The 17,820-nt window shown below is 62.0% G+C and carries 8 protein-coding genes and 1 riboswitch; of the genes, 5 read left to right on the forward strand and 3 right to left on the reverse strand.

From position 1 onward, the window contains the following. Positions 1–7 precede the first annotated feature (7 nt). Positions 8–1,039: an SIS domain-containing protein gene (locus PY254_RS02875; protein WP_281013971.1), complete on the forward strand. Its 1,032-nt coding sequence runs from the start codon at positions 8–10 to the stop codon at positions 1,037–1,039. A 127-nt stretch (positions 1,040–1,166) separates the two neighbouring features. Further along, entirely contained in the window at positions 1,167–2,300 is a 1,134-nt protein-coding gene (nagA, locus tag PY254_RS02880; protein WP_281013972.1) for an N-acetylglucosamine-6-phosphate deacetylase, read from the forward strand. Between the two features lie 72 nt (positions 2,301–2,372). Here nagA and PY254_RS02885 read toward each other — a convergent pair whose 3' ends face one another. The 3 genes from PY254_RS02885 to PY254_RS02895 form a co-directional block, all read right to left on the reverse strand. Beyond that, positions 2,373–3,971: a tetratricopeptide repeat-containing sulfotransferase family protein gene (locus tag PY254_RS02885; protein WP_281013973.1), complete on the reverse strand. Its 1,599-nt coding sequence runs from the start codon at positions 3,969–3,971 to the stop codon at positions 2,373–2,375. Positions 3,972–4,122: 151 nt separating this feature from the next. After that, positions 4,123–7,200 (reverse strand): TonB-dependent receptor, encoded by a 3,078-nt coding sequence (locus PY254_RS02890; RefSeq protein ID WP_281015137.1) that lies wholly within the window; start codon positions 7,198–7,200, stop codon positions 4,123–4,125. Between the two features lie 529 nt (positions 7,201–7,729). Next, a complete protein-coding gene (locus PY254_RS02895) occupies positions 7,730–8,710 on the reverse strand; it encodes an IS5 family transposase (protein ID WP_281012220.1) in 981 nt (326 codons plus the stop codon). Between the two features lie 193 nt (positions 8,711–8,903). Continuing rightward, positions 8,904–9,136: riboswitch (cobalamin riboswitch) on the forward strand. Positions 9,137–9,262: 126 nt separating this feature from the next. On the opposite strand from PY254_RS02895, the gene PY254_RS02900 reads away from it, so the two are divergent. The 3 genes from PY254_RS02900 (at position 9,263) to PY254_RS02910 (ending at position 17,816) form a co-directional block, all read left to right on the forward strand. Next, positions 9,263–11,113, forward strand: coding sequence for a TonB-dependent receptor domain-containing protein (locus tag PY254_RS02900; RefSeq protein WP_281013974.1), 1,851 nt, complete (start codon positions 9,263–9,265; stop codon positions 11,111–11,113). Between the two features lie 171 nt (positions 11,114–11,284). Beyond that, the gene (locus PY254_RS02905) at positions 11,285–14,461 is read left to right on the forward strand and encodes an efflux RND transporter permease subunit (RefSeq protein WP_281013975.1); all 3,177 of its coding nucleotides are present in this window, start codon (positions 11,285–11,287) and stop codon (positions 14,459–14,461) included. A 187-nt stretch (positions 14,462–14,648) separates the two neighbouring features. Continuing rightward, entirely contained in the window at positions 14,649–17,816 is a 3,168-nt protein-coding gene (locus PY254_RS02910; RefSeq protein ID WP_281013976.1) for an efflux RND transporter permease subunit, read from the forward strand. Positions 17,817–17,820 lie beyond the last annotated feature (4 nt).

Raw genomic sequence — 17,820 nt, forward strand, 5'->3', positions numbered from 1 at the left:
GACGCCCATGGCCGCCCGCGACACCTTGATGTACACCGAAGCGCACGAATCAGCGGCGGTGGTTGCACGGCAGTTCGCCGCCAATGAAACCGTAGTTTCCGCGCTGGCGCATGCGCTGCGGACGGCGCCACCGCGCTTCATCATCACCTGCGCGCGTGGCAGTTCGGATCACGCAGCGGCGTATGCGAAGTACGTTTTCGAAACCCGGCTGGGTCTCGCCACCGCCTCCGCATCGCCGTCGGTAACTTCGGTATACGCCGCCGCGCAGCAATGGCAGGGTGCGTTGTTCATCGCCATCTCGCAGTCGGGCAAAAGCCCCGACCTGTTGCGTACCGCCGAGGCAGCGAAGCGCGGCGGTGCCCGCGTGGTGGCGCTGGTGAATGTCGAGGATTCGCCACTGGCGGCGCTGGCCGATACGGTGATTCCACTGCATGCCGGCCCCGAGCGCAGCGTGGCTGCGACCAAGAGCTACATCGCTGCGCTGGCTGCCGTGCTGCATTTGTGTGCGCGCTGGCTTGATGATCCTGAACTGAGTGAAGCGCTGAAGGTGCTGCCGGAGGCCTTGCGCGCGAACTGGGACGCCGACTGGTCAGCGCTGACGGACGGTCTGCTCAAGGCCCACAACCTGTTCGTTGTCGGGCGTGGTTACGGCCTCGGCATCGCGCTGGAGGCGGCGTTGAAGTTCAAGGAAACCTGCGGCCTGCACGCCGAGGCATTCAGTGCCGCCGAGGTGAAGCACGGGCCGATGGCCCTGGTGGGTCCGGACTTCCCGGTGTTGTGCTTTGCGCAGGACGACGACACCCTGGAAAGCACGCTGGCGGTGGCGCGTGAATTCCGTGGTCGCGGCGCTCAGGTTTTCGTGGCCGCGCCAGGTCAGCACGGTGAAGGTACTTTGCCGGTGGCCGCGGGAGTGCCCGCGATGCTGACCCCGTTGCTGATCATCCAGAGTTTCTATCGCGCGGCCAGTGAACTGTCGCTGCGTCGCGGTTTCAATCCCGACGTGCCACCGCATTTGAACAAGGTCACCGAGACAGTTTGATCCAGCGTACGTGGGAGCCCGCTCGCGGGCGATGCTCCTGCATTCCTCGTTCGCCATCGAAGGGCATGCCAGCAAGCGGGCTCCTGCGTGAGGTTTCATGTTTCATGGTTGATCACGGACATTCGAGATGATCCAGTCACTTGCCAACGCCCGCGTCCTCACCCCCGACGGCTGGCGCGACGACCTCGCCGTATTGCTCGATGGCGAGATCATCGTCGACTTGTTGCCGCCATCCGACCCGCGTGTACGCGAAGCGAATCAACATGATCTCGGCGGCGCGATGCTGTTGCCCGGCTTCATCGATGTGCAGGTCAATGGCGGTGGCGGCGTGTTGTTCAACGAAGCGCCCACGGTGGAGACCTTGCGGCGCATCGGTACGGCGCATCGTCGTTTCGGCACGACCGGCTTTCTGCCGACCCTGATCAGCGATGACCGCGCGGTGATACGCGCGGCGCTGCAGGCAGTGGAGCAGGCGCTACGCGAAGGCGTGCCGGGCGTGCTGGGCATTCACCTGGAAGGCCCGTACCTCGCGCCGGCGCGCAAAGGCGTGCATGACGCGAAGTTTTTCCATGTTCCGGACGCCGACGAGATCGCACTGCTGTGCGCACCGCATGCCGGCGTGCGCTTGATCACCCTGGCACCCGATCGGGTGCCGCTGGCCAGCATCGGTGCGCTGGTCGATGCGGGCGTGATCGTCTGCGCCGGTCATACCGCCGCCGACTACGTGACCACGCGCGCCGCACTGGACGCCGGCGTGCGCGGCTTCACCCATTTGTTCAATGCAATGACCCCGTTTGGCAGTCGCGAACCCGGCGTGGTCGGTGCGGCATTGGAAGATGCCGGCAGCTGGTGCGGTCTCATCGTCGATGGCCACCATGTGCATCCGGCCAGCCTGCGCGTGGCGATCGCCGCGAAACCACGCGGCAAAATGTTGCTGGTCACTGACGCCATGCCACCCGTCGGCGCGGATAGCCCGGACTACGTGTTGAACGGCGAAACCATCACCGCCAAAGACGGCATCTGTCAGACCGCCAGCGGCATACTCGCCGGTTCGGCGCTGGATATGGCCGGCGCCGTGCGCAACGCCGTGCAACTGCTCGGTCTGCCACTGGACGAAGCGGTGCGCATGGCCAGCACCTATCCGGCGGAGTTCCTCGGTCTGGGGCAAAGCCATGGCCGCATTGCGCCAGGGTATCGCGCCGACCTGCTGGTGATGGATGACGAATATCGTATCCGGCAGAGCTGGATCGGCGGCCGCTGAGCGACCGGCTGGTGGTCCCTGCGGGCTCTGATCAGTTCGTCATCACACGGCTGTTCGTCCACAGCCCTTGCGTCAAACGGCACCAATAGCCGCCCGCAATGGCTCCAGTTGTTTCGCGTACTGGCGCCATTGATCGAGTCCGCGCGTGTGAATGGATTCGCGCACCTGCGCGCTGCTCGGTGTGGCGACCGGGGACGCGTTGAGCTCCGGATGCAGGCAGCTTTCTTCCATTGCCAGCCCGCAACGCTCAAGCACGGCGCGCAGTGTTGATTGCGGATCACTCACCAGCGCTGCATAGGAAACATCGAGCATCGCGCCCGGCAACTGTTCGTGCCAATGCCGGGTCAGTCGCGCGTACTGGTTGTAGAAATGGGCCAGTGCCTGCAGGTCGTAGCTGTACGACGACACATTGCCAAACATCGCCTTGAAGTTCGAGAAGCAGGTGTCCATCGGATCGCGCACCATGTGCAGGATCGGCGCGTGCGGCAAGGCCCGGCGGATGAAGGCTACCATCTGGATATTGGCCGGCAGCTTGTCGATGTAGAACTTGCGGCCTTGCGCGCGCCACTGGGTCTGTTTCAGGTAGCGCGCGCCCAGCTCGGCATAGTCGATGTCGGCGCTGCGCTGGATGATCTTCAGCAGTCCGTCAGAGCGGGCTGGTGTGACGTCGGCTGACCAGTGTAGCTGCCGCCAGAAGTCCATCAGTTCGCCTGCCGATGCGATCGCGGAATGCCTCGACAAAGCGCGCTCCAGCAAGGTGCTACCGGTGCGTGGCATGCCCACTATGAAAATTGGCGTGGGTTCGTTGCATGAAGAAGGCGAACCGCACTGAATTTCGGCAGCGGACTCCATCGCGATCAAGGCGTCTACAAAAGCTGTTTGTCCGATGGCGTCGTAATGGTTGAGTTCGTGCATAAGCATGTTGCAGCGCTCAAGCGCAGGCCACGCCTCCACGTATTGTCCCAGGTCATCCAGAATCTTGAACTGTGCATACTCGAACTCTGCGCGCACAAACATCGCATCACAATCGTTGTCCACCAGAGGAAGTTTCTGCAGCTGATTTCGCACGGAGTCCAATCGACCAGACTCCAGGTTCTGCTTACCAAGGGTAACCAGCATCACTTCTGCGTCGGCGTAGTGCGGCCAGCGCCGCAAGCATTGATGCAACACGACGCGGGCTTTTTCGAACTCTCCTTGGAACTGCAGAAGCATTGCGTACAGATTAAGTTCGCCGGGTGAATTGACGCCAGCGGAAATGACTTTTTCCATTGCAAGCCTGGCAGGCTCGATCTCTCCCAATGTGAGGCGCAATTGCGCCTGTTCAACCAAAATTTCGGCAGGCAATGTGGGTGCGTGAGAAAGGAGATCCAGACAGCTTCTGGCGGCAAGCACTTCGCCAGTCGCCACAAGTCGCTCGGCAACGGCGACGATGAACGCCGCATCCCGAGGAAGTCGACGGGCAATTTGCAGAAGAACTGCGCTTGAGTTTTTTAGTTGGCCTCGTTTGAACAGAACGTTTGCAAGTTCTAGCCATGCTGCAATGTCGTCAGGAACTCTACACAAGAGCGACTCAAGTGCGCTTTGAGCGGCATCCCACTGCTCACTCTCCATGCAGTGGCGAACCAAGTCTCGCTGCGCTGCTTCTGTGGTGGAAACGATGTCTGAATTCATCGTGGAATAGTAACGTCGGACACTCGGCCTATGTCGGTGTGCAGCTGCGCGCAATCGTGTGAATTTATGCGGTACGCCATTCTGCGGAACAAAAAAACCACCGACCCGAGGGTCGGTGGTTCTGTTGGCCAGTTTCAGCCGGTATCAGCTATCAGTAGTCGTACTGCACCGAGATACGAACGGTGCGCGGCGGTTGCCAGAAGATGCCGTCGCCATAGCTGTTGTTGATGTTGACGACGTCGGGCAGCGGCACCGGCTTTGCGTTGGGACCAAGGTTGTATGCGCTCTCGCCAGCCGCATCGGTCTGGACTGCGCGCTGTTGATTCAGTGCATTGATCACATCCAGATTGAAGCCGAGTTTGTGATCAGCAAACGCCGGCGCGTAATGCACGCCAAGGTTGAGCTGTTCGGTCCACGGAGTGTGGCCAGCCGAGCCCGGTGTGAAGCGAACACCGTGGCAGTAGTGGTAGTTGCCGCTGCCACCGGCATTGTAGCCGGCCGGGTCACCCACGCCATACGCGCCGTAGTAACCCAGGCACTCCTTCGGGGTGCCCGACTGTGCCAGCAAGGTGCCAGACACCAGCCATTCCGGTGTGATCTGGTAAGCACCGCGGAAGCGGATCTGGTGCTTGCGGACGTTGCTCAGATCGCCATCCTGGCCATCCATCAGCTGCCATGCATCCCAGTCTTCGGTCTTGGACACGTCGCCTTGGCCGAAGTCGGAACGCACCTGACCCTCGGTGTTGCCGAAGCCGCGGCTGAAGGTGTAGTCCACACGGCCCATCCACTTGCCGTCGAATGGATGCTCGAGGTACAGGTTCATGGAGCCGATCTTGCGGCGAACCCCGTTGATGAAGCCCCAGTCTTGCTGGGTCATCGGGACGATGACGCTGTTACCGCCGCCGTTTTTGCTGATCAACATGTCGTTGGTCAGGCCGGGGTTGATCAGACGGCACGAAGCCGGGCCGTAGATCGAGTCTGAATAGTCATTCGGATCAAGACCCATGCCGGTCATCTTGGTCGCAATCCGATCCGGCGAGCACTCGTCGTCGATAGCAGTCTTCAGATCACGCCACGAAGCCTTGGCACCGTAGGTCCAGTTGTCGTTGAGCTTCTTGTCAAAGCCGGCGATGAACTCATCCACGTACTCTGGCTTCAAGTTGCGCGCGGTGACTTCCTTGGCATCCTTGGGCAGGCCGTACTCGCCATCGGGCGACGTTGCCGGACCCTGAGAAACCAGACCAGTCGGGACGCCGTTTGCGTCGATGCCGGAATAGTTGAACTTCTCGGTGAGGTAGGTCGACCGGTTCGCAGCACGTTCAGCTGCATTGTCCGGCAAGGCCAGATAGTAACGACCAACGTTGCCGTAGATCTTGAACGAAGAATCGCCGTTCACGTCCCAGCTGGCGCCGATACGGGGCTCCCACTGGTTCTTTTCGTCGACGAAGGCCTTGCCCACATCGTTATAGTTGGTGAAGTGATCGTTGCGCACGCCAATGCTCAGCAACACATTGGACGAGACCTGCCAGTCATCCTGCAAATAGTAGGCCTTCTGGGTCGCAGTCATACTGGTGGCCCAGCCGACGGTGCGCTTCTGCACGTAGGTGGGGTAGTAACGCCAGTAGTAGTTGACCGCCGGGTTGAACGGATTTTGCTGATCCGGACCCTGATGTGCGGCCGCATAATTCATGTTGTCGATACCGACGGCGAAGTCGTGATCGCCAAGGCGATAATCGAAATCGACACGCAAACCATGGGTAGCGTTGGTTGCCTTCGGCGACACCCAAGTGGTGTTGCCTTGCGCGTTGACGATGCCATTCGGGCCGGTACCAGGCGGCAGGTAGGCCGGGTTCTGGTTATACGGACGCGAGATAAACGGCAGCGGGCTCTTGTTGCCGTAGATGGTCGGGTCCTGGAAATGGGCCTTGCCGTACAGGATGCTCAGCGTGGCCGAGTCGGTGATGTAGCTGGTGAAATGACCCAGGTAGAACTGCGCGTTGTCCTTGGTCACATCGTTCGGGTTGGAGAACGCACCCGATTTCAGCGTGCTGTTGTTAAAGACGTAGGTCGATCCGGCACCGTCGGACTCGCGGTTGTTCAGCGCGGTCAGTTCCAGGATGTTGCTGTCGTTGATGTTCCAGTCCAACTTGCCGTAGAACTTGGTGTGCGTGTCGCTGAGGTACTGGACCTTCTGCGAGGCAGCAGATTCCACGTTGGTGACCTGCGACTTGGTGGTTTCGGCGGCCAGGAAGAGGAACAGCTTGTCCTTGATCAGCGGGCCACCCAGGTAGGCGGAGTAGGTGGTGTCCCAACGCTTGTTGTCGTTGCGATACTGGTTCAGCGTACCCGGCTTGCTTGGATCTTCAAGCTCATAATGCGTGACGCCGTTGAGGCTGTTCGGATTGGCGAGGTCAGCGGGGATCGCCGGATTGCCGTAGCGATTGTTGACCGGCGAGCTTTCGAGGAAGCGCGGCGACCACACCACCTGGCCACCGAAGTGCCATTCGTTGGTGCCGCGCTTGCCGAGCTGGTTGATCACGCCGCCGTCGGAACGACCGTACTTGGCGTTGTAGCCGCCGGTCAGGGTTTCCTGCTGGTCAATCGCGCCGTAAGGCAGCGAGAAGCCACCGAGGTTCTTGTACGGTTCGCCGGTGTTGTAGCCGTTCACGTAATAGGCATTCTCCGACACGCTGGAGCCGCCGAAGGCGACGGCGTTGCCGAAGTAGCTGGAACCCTTGACCGTGCCCGGTGCCAGCAGCGCGATGGACTCCGCATTGCGACCGATCGGCAGCCGCTGCAGGTCGGCGGCAGTGATGACGGTGCTTGAATTGACGCTGGAAACGTCGATGGACGGCAGCGCATTGGCCTGCACCGTGACGGCGCTGAGCGAAGTTGTTTCGGCATTGAAGGTGACGTTCGAACCCGCTCCGGGAGCCAGCGAGACATTCTTCGAATCGACAACCGCGCCATTCTTCTTGAGCGAGACCGTGTAGGTACCCACCGGCACGTTGCTGATCTGGAAGCGACCGGCGCTGTCGACAGCCACTTCACGGGACAGGCCCGAGGTGTTGGTGGCAACGACGGTTTCGCCAGCGGCGGCAGGTGCCTGACCGAAGATCGAGCCCGTGGTGGACTGGGCCATGGCGACGCCGCCAAGGCTCATGCTCAGTGCCAGCGCCAGCGCGGTGCGGCGCCAGCCTGGATTGCGATTTTTATTGTGGCTGCTCATTGGTAATGAATCTCCCCGGATTGAAGGCCCGAAAGCCGAGTGACGTAATTCAAAGTAGATAGTTGGACAGCATGCCGAACGCGCACTGGTCAAGCACAGACTGAAATTCGCCGAATATTCCTGGTGGTCAGGCAGATAGCCCATGCCGTCGCCTTGTAGCCATTGCATCCAGCAGCCGGCTGCTCCGAACATAAATCCACTCAATTGCTGGCGTCAACAAAATGTTCAATAAATATTATTAATCAGTAAAAACTTGCGATATTTATAGGCAATAACGCAAGTCCTTGCGTTTATAAGCAAGGCTATCCTGGCTTTCCTCGCGCAAAGCCTTGAATTTCGGAATTTCATGATGAAATGCAGCGGGCATTTGAAAAGAAGTCGTTAAGGATGCTCTGATCAATTAAGTTCAAAATGGCCGTCCAGACGGCCGTGCTAAAAATATGGATTGACTACGACGAAAAGGCAGATTGTGAGGCATATCGCCGCCATCGCCGTGCTGGGTTACCCCCAATCGCCTCGATTTCCCGCCTCACAGGCGCACCTCCCCTGCGGACGCTAGCAACGTTCGTCGCACCATCCACAGATTCGATAGCGCGAACAGCGTGAGTATCTGAGCGGTGTTCTTGAGCAAGCCCTTGAAGCGCACCTTCTGATAGCCGAACTGCCGCTTCACCACCCGGAACGGATGCTCCACCTTGGCTCGAACCGCGGCCTTCATGTGCTCGGTGTGCTTGACCGCATCCTTCAACTCGCCCTCGGGCATCGCCTTCACGCTGCCGCGTTTGGCCGCGATATGCCACGTGCGGCCGCGCTTGGGTGCCCGTTTCTCGGCGCCTTGGTAGCCGGCATCGGCATGCACCGTCTTCTCTTGGCCGTGCAGCAACTTGTCCACTTCCGTCACGTCGCCCACGTTGGCAGGTGTCGTGGTTACCGTGTGCACCAGCCCCGATTCCACGTCCACCCCGATGTGCGCTTTCATGCCGAAGTACCACTGCTGGCCCTTCTTCGTCTGGCGCATGTCCGGGTCACGCTGTTTGTCCGCATTCTTGGTCGAGGACGGCGCCTGAATGATCGTGGCATCCACGATCGTGCCCTGGCGTAGCAACAGGCCCTGGCCGCTCAGGTGCGCATTGACCGCTTCGAAGATCTTCACCGCCAGGCCGTGCTGCTCCAGGAAGCGACGGAACTTCAGGATCGTCGACTCGTCCGGAATCGCGTCCTCGTTCAGCTCCAGCCCGGCAAACCGGCGCATGGACTCTATCTCGTACAACGCATCTTCCATCGCTGGATCGCTCAGTGCGTACCACTGCTGCATGAAGTGGATCCGCAGCATCGTCGATGCCGCCATCGGCGGGCGACCGCGACGACCGGAGGTCGGATAGCTCGGTTCGATCAGCGCCAGCAGGTCGGCCCACGGCACGACTTTGTCCATCTCACCCAGAAACCGCTCACGACGTGTCGGCTTCTTCTTGACTTCAAAACTCAACGAGGCGAACGAACGCTGCTTCATCGGCGATGGGCTTCCTGGGGACTGCTGGCTATGATGCCGCAGACGGGGAATAAATCAGAGCATCCTTAACGCGCAGCGGTCAACCCGAACCATCTCGTCGGACGTTCTCGTTGACTTCGGCAAGGCCCTTCCTGGAGTGGGCTGAATTGTTGCTCGCCAAAACGGATGGCGTTGCACCCCAGCGGCGTTGCCAATACAGTGGCGCGGTTCAGGTGTCCCGCAGGCTTCGTGCCGAGGGATGAAACGGGAAGCCGGTGCGTGGTGTTCACTAACACTGCAAGGCCGGCGCTGCCCCCGCAACGGTAAGCGAGATCCACGACCGGCGAATGCCACTGTGCTTGTGCACGGGAAGGCGCCGTTCGGGGCATGCAGGAAACCGCATGCCACTCGTCAGCCCGGAGACCGGCCCGAACGATTCCTGGTGGCTCGCGGTGGGCGAGGCCGAACCGCGTGTCGGTCGCTGCTGGCTGCCCGTTGTTTCGTCTTTCCTCTGTTTGCTTCCAGTCCATGACATTGATGGGCCGTGCGCGGGTGCGCGGCCGAGGATCGGAAATGAAGAAGACTTTGCTGGCAGCGACGCTGCTCGGTTTCACCGTTGCGGCGCATGCCGCCGACCAGGGCGAGGCGACCAATCCCGGGGCGGTGATTGTCACCGCCACGCGTACCGCGATCACGGTGGACGACGCGCTGTCGTCGGTCAGCGTGATCACCCGCGCTGATATCGAGCGCCTGCAGCCGCTGTCCGTGGCCGACCTGCTGACCGGGTTGCCCGGGGTGAGCTTTGCCAATAGCGGCGGCTACGGCCAGCAGACCTCGCTGTTCCTGCGTGGGACCAATTCGGCACATACGCTGGTGTTGATCGACGGCGTGCGCATCGGCGGCATCGGCAGCGGGCTGGCCGCGTTCGAGCAGTTGCCGGTGGAGCAGATCGAACGGATCGAAGTGGTGCGTGGGCCGCGCTCCAGCCTCTACGGCGCCGACGCGATCGGCGGCGTGATCCAGATCTTCACCCGGCACGGCTCGCCCGACGGCGGTCTGCTGTCTTCGTTCAGTGTCACCACGGGCAGCCACAATCTGTTGCGCGGCCAGTTCGGCCTGTCCGGCGGTAGTGACCACGGCTGGTACAACGTCGCCGTGGGTGCGCAGCACACGCGCGGCATCAATGCCTGTCGCGATGGTGCGGGCACGGTGTTCGCCGGCTGCTATGCGAATGAGCCGGACAACGATCCGTACCGCAACGAAAACCTGGTGGCCAACGGTGGCTACCGCTGGGACAACGGCGCCGAACTCAGCGGCAGCTGGCTGCGCAGCCTGGGCGAGATTCATTTCGACGGCAGTTACCAGAACCGCAGCCGCACCGTGCAGCAGACGGCCGGAACCGCCTTCAGCATCAACCCGCTGCAAGCTTGGAAGACCACGCTGAGCGTGGGCCAGAACCTGGATCGTTACGATAATTACGAGAACCAGAACTTCGTCGGCTACATCTACTCGCGGCGCAACCAGGCTTCATGGCAGAACGATGTCAGCCTCGCCGCCAATCAATTGCTGACCCTGGGCATCGACTGGCAGGGCGAGAAGATTGCCAGCGACACCGGATACCTCGCCAGCCTTCGCAACAACACCGGGAGCTACGTTCAGTACCAGGGCAGCTTTGGCCGCAACGAACTGCAGTTGTCAGCGCGCCGCGATCACAACAGCCAGTTCGGCGATCACAATACTGGCGCCGCCGCGTGGGGTTATCACTTTGATGGCGGTCTGAAATTGTCGGCCAGCTACGGCAGTGCGTTCCACGCGCCGACGTTCAATGACCTTTATTACCCGTATGGCAGTGGTAACCCGACCCTGAAGCCGGAGCAGTCACGCAGCGCCGAGTTGGGCCTGAGCCAGCAACTGTCGTCGTGGAACTGGGCGTTGAATGCCTACCAGACTCGCATCGACCAGCTGATCGCGCTGGACAGCAACTACTTTCCAATGAACATCAGCAAGGTTCGCATCCGCGGTGTGGAAGCCCAGCTTGGCGTGACGCTCGCCGGCTGGCAGCTGCAGGGCTATGCGACGTGGTTGCAACCGCGCAACGACGATGGCGGGGCGAACGACGGCAACGTGTTGCCACGCCGGCCCGAACACACCGCGCGGATTGATCTGGATCGGCGCATCGGCGATTGGGGCATCGGCGCCACCGTCAATGGTGCCGGTCGCAGTTTCGACGACGTCGGCAACCGTCATCCCCTCGGCGGTTATGCCACCACCGACCTGCGTGCGAGCTGGCACTTCGCACCCAGCTGGCAGCTGGAGGCGCGCCTTGCCAACGTGTTCAATCACCACTACGAAACCGTCTGGTACTTCAACCAGCCCGGACGAACGGGTTTCCTGACCTTGCGTTACAGCCCGACCTTGCGCTGAGCGAACAACGCCATCAAGCCGGCAGGGAGGCCGGCACGTGGACACCAGGGAAGGACTGAGGATGCGGAATGAACAGGGACGTTCACTTCCTTGACCGTGCGTGCAATTGCCGACGCCCAGGTTGCCGGCAGCAGGCCCTCTCCCGTTATGCTTGCGCGTCCGGGAGGCCATTTGAATATTTTCGCACCACTGATCCGCCGCCCTGTCGGCACCTCGCTGCTTGCCATCGGGTTGATGCTGGCCGGGCTGTGGGCGTATCTGCTGCTGGGCGTGGCCGCCTTGCCGACGCTGGAATTTCCTGGCGTATTCGTGGCGGCGCAGATGCCTGGTGCCAGCGCACCGACCATGGCCAGCACGGTGATGGCGCCGCTGGAACGGCATCTGGGCCGCATTCCGGGCGTACGCATGATGATGGGGACGGCCAATGACGGCAGCGCCCAGGTCATGGTGATTTTCAATTTCGGCGTGAACATCGACAGCGCCGCGCGTGAGGTACAGGCGGCGATCAATGCGGCCGCGCCCGACCTGCCGTCTGGCATGGCCAATCCACCGCAGTACTTCAAATTTGATACCTCACAGATTCCGGTGCTGTTGGTGGCCTTGACCTCCACCAGCCTGCCGCCGGACAAGCTGTTCGATCTGACTGACAGCATGCTCAAGCCGGCCGTAGCCCAGGTCAACGGGGTGGCACGCGTGCAGGTATTCGGCGGCGCGGCGCATGCAGTGCGGATCGAACTGGACACGCCCGCGCTGGTTGCCAAGGGCATCACCGTCAACGATGTTTCCAATGCGCTGCGTGCGGCCAATGTCACCTCGCCGCAAGGTGTGATCAGCAACGGCTACACCCGCATGACGGTGACTGCCAATGACAGCCTGCATGATCCGGCGGAGTTCGGTCGCCTGTTGATCGCGATGAAGAACGGTATCCCGGTGCGGCTGTCCGACGTGGCCAGGATCAGCAGCGGGCCGGAAGACCAGTATCAGGCCGCCTGGTTCAACGGCCAGCGCGCGGTGACCATGCAGATCAGCAAGCGTGCCGACGCCAACGCGGTGGCCACCGCCAACGCGGTGCGAGCCAAGCTGCCGGAGTTTCGCGCGTTGTTGCCGGCGGACGTGCAAATCACCCCGATCTTCGACCTGACCCAGACCACCCAGTCGGCCCTGCACGAGGTCGAGATCGCGCTGCTGATGAGCATCGTGATGGTGGCGCTGGTGATGCTGGTGTTCCTGCGGCGCCTGCGCCCCACGCTGATTGCGATGCTCAGCGTGCCATTGTCATTGGCTGGCGCGTTTGTGGTGATGTGGGTGCTGGGCTTCTCGCTGAACACGCTGTCGCTGATCGCGCTGGTGCTGTGCATTGGCTTCGTGGTGGACGATGCGATCGTGGTGATCGAGAACATCGTGCGTCACATGGAGCGCGGCACGCCGCCACTGGAGGCGGCCCTGCTCGGTGTGCGCGAAATCGGCTTCACGGTCATCTCGATCACCTTGTCGCTGATTGCCGTATTCGCACCGATGTTGTTCGGCAACAACATGTTCACCATGTTGATGCGCGAGTTCTCGGTCACCTTGACCGCGGCGGTAGTGATTTCCGCAGTGGTCTCGCTGACCCTGACCCCGGCGTTGTGCGGCCGCTATCTGAAACGTGAGCATGCGGTTGACCAGCGCGAGCCGAATCGGTTGCAGCAGATGCTGGAGCGATTCGACAACGGCCTGTTGCAGCGTTACCAGGTTGCGCTTGACTGGGCTTTGCACCATCGCCGGCTGATGCGTTGGCAACCGGCGATCTTGCTGGTGCTGACCGCGCTGCTGGCGGTGGCGGTGGCGATGACCGCGGGCGGCGGCATCATGCCTGACGAAGATATCGGCCTGATGCAGGCCAACGTTCGCGCCGAAGCGAACATCTCGCCGACGCTGATGGCTACCCGTGCGCAGCAGGTAGCCGCGGTGATGCAGGCCGATCCGGCGGTGCTCGACGTATCCACCGTGCTGGGCGGTGGCGGCGGGTCGGTCGGCAACAATGCGCAGATGTTCATCGACCTCAAGCCGTACGGCAACGGCCCCCAAGATCGTCACGACAAGGTCAAGGACGTGATCAAGCGGCTTGATCAGCAGTACAAGCTGTTGGCGGACGTGGACGTCACGCTCAGCGCGGTGCAGTTCCTTGGTGGCGGTGGCGGCGGTGGTGGTGGAGGTCAGGGGCGATTCCTGTTCCAGCTGACCAGTAGTGCGGGCGCCAGCTTGCAGCAGCCGACGCTGAAACTCGCCCAGCAGTTGCGTGCCATGAAGGATTTTCGCGATGTCGGTACCAGCTTCGACAGCATTGGCAAGGAGCAGCTGCTGACGGTGGATCGCGAGACCGCCGCGTCGTTGCAAGTGAGCATGGCGGCGATCGATGGGGCCATTTACGACGCCTTCGGTGAGAAGCCGGTATCCATCATTTATTCGGACACCAACCAGTATCGCGTGGTGCTCACCTCATCGGCGGCGCGGACCCTGACCCCGGCCAGCCTGCTGCAGACCCATGTACGCAACAGTCGTGGTCAGATGATTCCGTTGTCGGCATTGGCAAGCATTGCGCCCAGCATCGCACCGGTCCAGATCAGCCACGTCGACCAGCTCGAATCCGCCTCGATCAGCTACAACCTGGCCGATGGCGTCAGCGTATTGCAGGGCATGAAACTGGTCGACAAGGTGGTTGCCGGCACACTGTTGCCGCCGGGCGTGCAGAAGAAATACGCCGGCGACAATCAACAGTTGCTGGAGGCGGCCAGCGGTGCCGGCCTGATGCTGTTGGCGGTGATCCTGGTGATGTACGTGGTGCTGGGCATTCTCTATGAAAGCCTGATTCACCCGCTGACGATTCTGTCCACGCTGCCTGCCGCCGGCATGGGTGCGTACCTGGCGATGCTGGTGACGCAGACCGAACTCACCCTGATGTCGATCATCGCGATCCTGATGCTGATAGGTATCGTCAAGAAGAATGCGATCCTGATGGTGGACTTCGCGCTGGTCGCTGAGCGCGAACGCGGCCTGTCCGCACCCGCGGCGATCCGCGAGGCGGCACTGGTGCGCTTCCGCCCGATCACCATGACCACGCTGGTGGCGATGGGTGCGGCGATTCCGCTGGTGGTCGGTTTCGGAGTGGGCTCGGAAATGCGCCAGCCGCTGGGCATCGCCATTTTCGGCGGACTGCTGGTGTCCCAGTTGCTGACCCTGCTGAGCACGCCGGCGATCTATCTGTGGCAGCACGATCGACGCGAGCGCAAGGCGGCACGACAAGCCCTGCGTGCCGAGATCCAGCGTCAGCGCCTGTTGCAGCAGCACATGCCGGCCTTGCCGAAATAGCCGTTGGCTCCCGAACGGGCGCGCTCCTGCAGGCGAGATCGGTGCTGTTCTACCCCTGCCTTCCGGCAGGGTGGGTACTTCAGGCACATTCGCCATCGCCTGCAAGCGGGCATAAAGCTCGCATGAACGGAACTCTTCCCTTGCTCATCCCCACGTCGCACCGACGCCAGCTCGCGGTAACCCGGCGATGAATATCTTTGCGCCGTTGATTCGCCGCCCGGTCGGCACCTCGCTGCTGGCCATTGGACTGCTGCTGGCCGGTATCTGGGCGTACATGTTGCTCGGCGTGGCCGCCTTGCCGTCGCTGGATTTCCCCGGCGTCTACGTGGTCGCGCAGCAGCCGGGTGCCAGCGCGCAGACGATGGCCAACACGGTGCTGGCACCGCTGGAGCGGCACCTGGGGCGTATTCCCGGCATCGACGAGATGTATGGCAACGCCAGCGAAGGCTCCGCCTCGGTGATGGTGCGCTTTACCATGGATCGCACCGCCGACAGCGCCGCGCGGGACGTGCAGGCAGCCATCAACGCCGCCGCAGTCGACCTGCCCACCGGCATGCCGTCGCCGCCGCAATACTTCAAGTTCGATACCTCGCAAATTCCGATCCTGTTTCTCACCCTGACCTCGAAGGGCCTGCCGCAGGACAAGCTGTTCGACCTGGCCGACACCCTGCTGAAACCGGCGGTGGCGCAGATTGACGGTGTTGCCCAGGTGCAGGTTTTCGGCGGTACGCCGCATGCCGTGCGGATCGAGCTGGACACCTCCGCTCTGGCGGCGAAGAACCTCACCGCCAACGACGTGGCCAACGCGCTGCGCGCGGCGAATGTCACCTCACCGCAGGGCATCCTCAGCGATGGCAAGACCCAAACCACGGTCAGCGCCACCGACGGTCTGCAGACGGCGGATCAGTTCGCCCGTCTGCTGATCTCGGTAAAGAACGGCACGCCAGTGCGGCTGTCCGATGTGGCCAAGGTCTACAGCGGTCAGCAGGACGAATATCAGGCCGCGTGGTTCAACGATCAACATACCGTAGGTCTGCAGATCAGCAAGCGACCCGAAGCGAACGCGGTTGCCACGGTCGAGGCGGTCCGTGCGCGCCTGCCGCAACTGCGTGCGTCGCTGCCGTCGAACATCACCATGACGCCGGTGTTCGACCTGACCCAAACCACCAAGTCGGCGCTGCATGAGGTGCAGGTGGCGTTGCTGATTTCGATCGCCATGGTGGTGCTGGTGATGCTGGTGTTCCTGCGCCGGCTGCGGCCGACGCTGATCGCCACCATGAGTGTGCCGCTGTCACTGGCTGGCGCGTTCGTGGTGATGTGGCTGCTTGGCTACACACTCAATACCTTGTCGCTGGTAGCGCTGGTGCTTTGCATCGGCTTTGTCGTCGACGATGCGATCGTGGTGATCGAGAACATCGTGCGTCACATGGAACGCGGCGAGCCGCCGATGCAGGCGGCGCTGATCGGCGTGCGCGAAATCGGCTTCACCGTCGTCTCGATCACCTTGTCGCTGGTGGCGGTGTTCGCGCCGTTGCTGTTCGGCAACAACATGCTGGTGATCCTGCTGCGCGAGTTCTCGGTGACGCTGACCGCGGCGGTGGTGATCTCGGCGCTGGTGTCGCTCACCCTCACGCCGGCGATGTGCGCATGGCTGCTCGAACACGAACCGGCCGAGCGCAAGCCGCCGGGGCGCCTCGAGCAGGCGGTGGAAAATTTCGATCGAAAAATGCTGCAAACCTACGAGCGCGCGCTGGACTGGGCGATGCGTCACCGCCGCCTGATGCGCTGGCAGCCGCTGACCTTGTTGTTCCTCACCTTCGCGCTGGGTTTCGCGGTGGCGCAGACCGCCGGCGGCACCTTCATGCCGGACGAGGACACCGGCCAGCTGCAGGTGGATATCCGCGCGGATGCCAATATTTCGCCAGCGGAGATGACCGAGCGCACGCTGGCGGTTTCGAAGATCATGCAGGCCGATCCGGCGGTCGTCGATCAGCTGACCATGCTGGGTGGCGGTAACAGCGGTGGCGCGGTGGGCAACAGCGCGCAGATGTTCGTTGACCTGAAGCCACGTGGTCGCGCACCGGGCCAACGCGACGAAGGCATCAAGCAGGTTGTCGAGCGCCTGTCCAAGCAGTACGACAAATTGTCAGGCGTGAAAGTCTCGGTCAGCGCTGCCCAGTTTCTCGGTGGCGGCGGCAGCGGTGACGGTGGCGGCCAGTACGAATTCCAGCTGATCAGCAACAACGGTGGCGACCTGCAGCCGTGGGTGCTGAAGATGGTGCGGCAGATGCGCACCACCAAGGAATTCCAGGATGTCGGCAGCAACTTCGACCAGGTCGGCAAGCAGCAACTGTTGAAGATTGATCGCGAGGCAGCGGCGCGCCTGCACGTCGGCGTCGGCACCATCGATTCGGCGCTGTACAACTCGTTCGGTCAGCGCCAGGTATCGCAGATCTATTCCGACATCAATCAATATGCGGTGGTGCTCAGTGCCGGTGCCGAGCAGAACGTCAGTCCGGAGTCGTTGCTGAATATTCGCGTGCGCAACGAACAAGGCCGGATGATTCCGCTGTCCGCCGTGGCGACGATTGCGCCGAACATGGCTCCGCTGCGCGTGCGTCATCACAACCAGCTGGAAGCGTCCACCATCAGCTACAACCTGGCCAAGGACGTACCGCAGGATCGCGGCGTGAAACTGGTCGAGCAGGCCGCGTTCGCGGTTGGCTTGCCGGCGGGCATCAAGGTCGAATACACCGGCGCCAACCAGCGCCTGCAGAAATTCAAATCCAACGGCGTGGTGCTGCTGCTCGGCTCGATTCTGGCGATGTACATCGTGCTCGGCATTCTCTACGAAAGCCTCGGTCACCCGCTGACCATCCTGTCGACGCTGCCCGCGGCCGGTGCCGGCGCCTTCCTTGCCATGCTGGTCACGCAGACGCAGATTTCGATGATGGCCATCATCGCGATCCTCATGCTCATCGGCATCGTCAAGAAAAACGCGATCCTGATGGTCGACTTCGCCCTGGTCGGCGAACGCGAACGCGGCCTGTCCGCACCCGAGGCGATCCGCGAAGCCGCACTGGTGCGCTTCCGCCCGATCACCATGACCACCCTGGTCGCGATGGGTGCGGCATTGCCGCTGGCGATCGGCTTCGGCATCGGCTCGGAAATGCGCCAGCCACTGGGCATCGCCATCGTCGGCGGTTTGCTGGTATCGCAGTTGCTGACGCTGCTGAGTACCCCGGCGATCTATCTGTGGAACCACGACCGCAAGATCCGCAAGGCGGCGCGCATCGCACGCAGGTTGGAGAAGAAGCGCTTGAAGGGGTTGGGTGGGACCCAGACGGCGAGCTGAGTTC

The organism is Rhodanobacter sp. AS-Z3 (genome assembly GCF_029224025.1).
Classification (GTDB): Bacteria; Pseudomonadota; Gammaproteobacteria; order Xanthomonadales; family Rhodanobacteraceae; genus Rhodanobacter.

Excerpts from the sequence above, each read along its gene's own strand:
- PY254_RS02875 (WP_281013971.1), top strand. The coding sequence starts at position 8 with ATGGCCGCCCGCGACACCTTGATGTACACCGAAGCGCACGAATCAGCG.
- nagA (WP_281013972.1), top strand. The coding sequence starts at position 1,167 with ATGATCCAGTCACTTGCCAACGCCCGCGTCCTCACCCCCGACGGCTGG.
- PY254_RS02885 (WP_281013973.1), bottom strand. The coding sequence starts at position 3,971 with ATGAATTCAGACATCGTTTCCACCACAGAAGCAGCGCAGCGAGACTTG.
- PY254_RS02890 (WP_281015137.1), bottom strand. The coding sequence starts at position 7,200 with ATGAGCAGCCACAATAAAAATCGCAATCCAGGCTGGCGCCGCACCGCG.
- PY254_RS02895 (WP_281012220.1), bottom strand. The coding sequence starts at position 8,710 with ATGAAGCAGCGTTCGTTCGCCTCGTTGAGTTTTGAAGTCAAGAAGAAG.
- PY254_RS02900 (WP_281013974.1), top strand. The coding sequence starts at position 9,263 with ATGAAGAAGACTTTGCTGGCAGCGACGCTGCTCGGTTTCACCGTTGCG.
- PY254_RS02910 (WP_281013976.1), top strand. The coding sequence starts at position 14,649 with ATGAATATCTTTGCGCCGTTGATTCGCCGCCCGGTCGGCACCTCGCTG.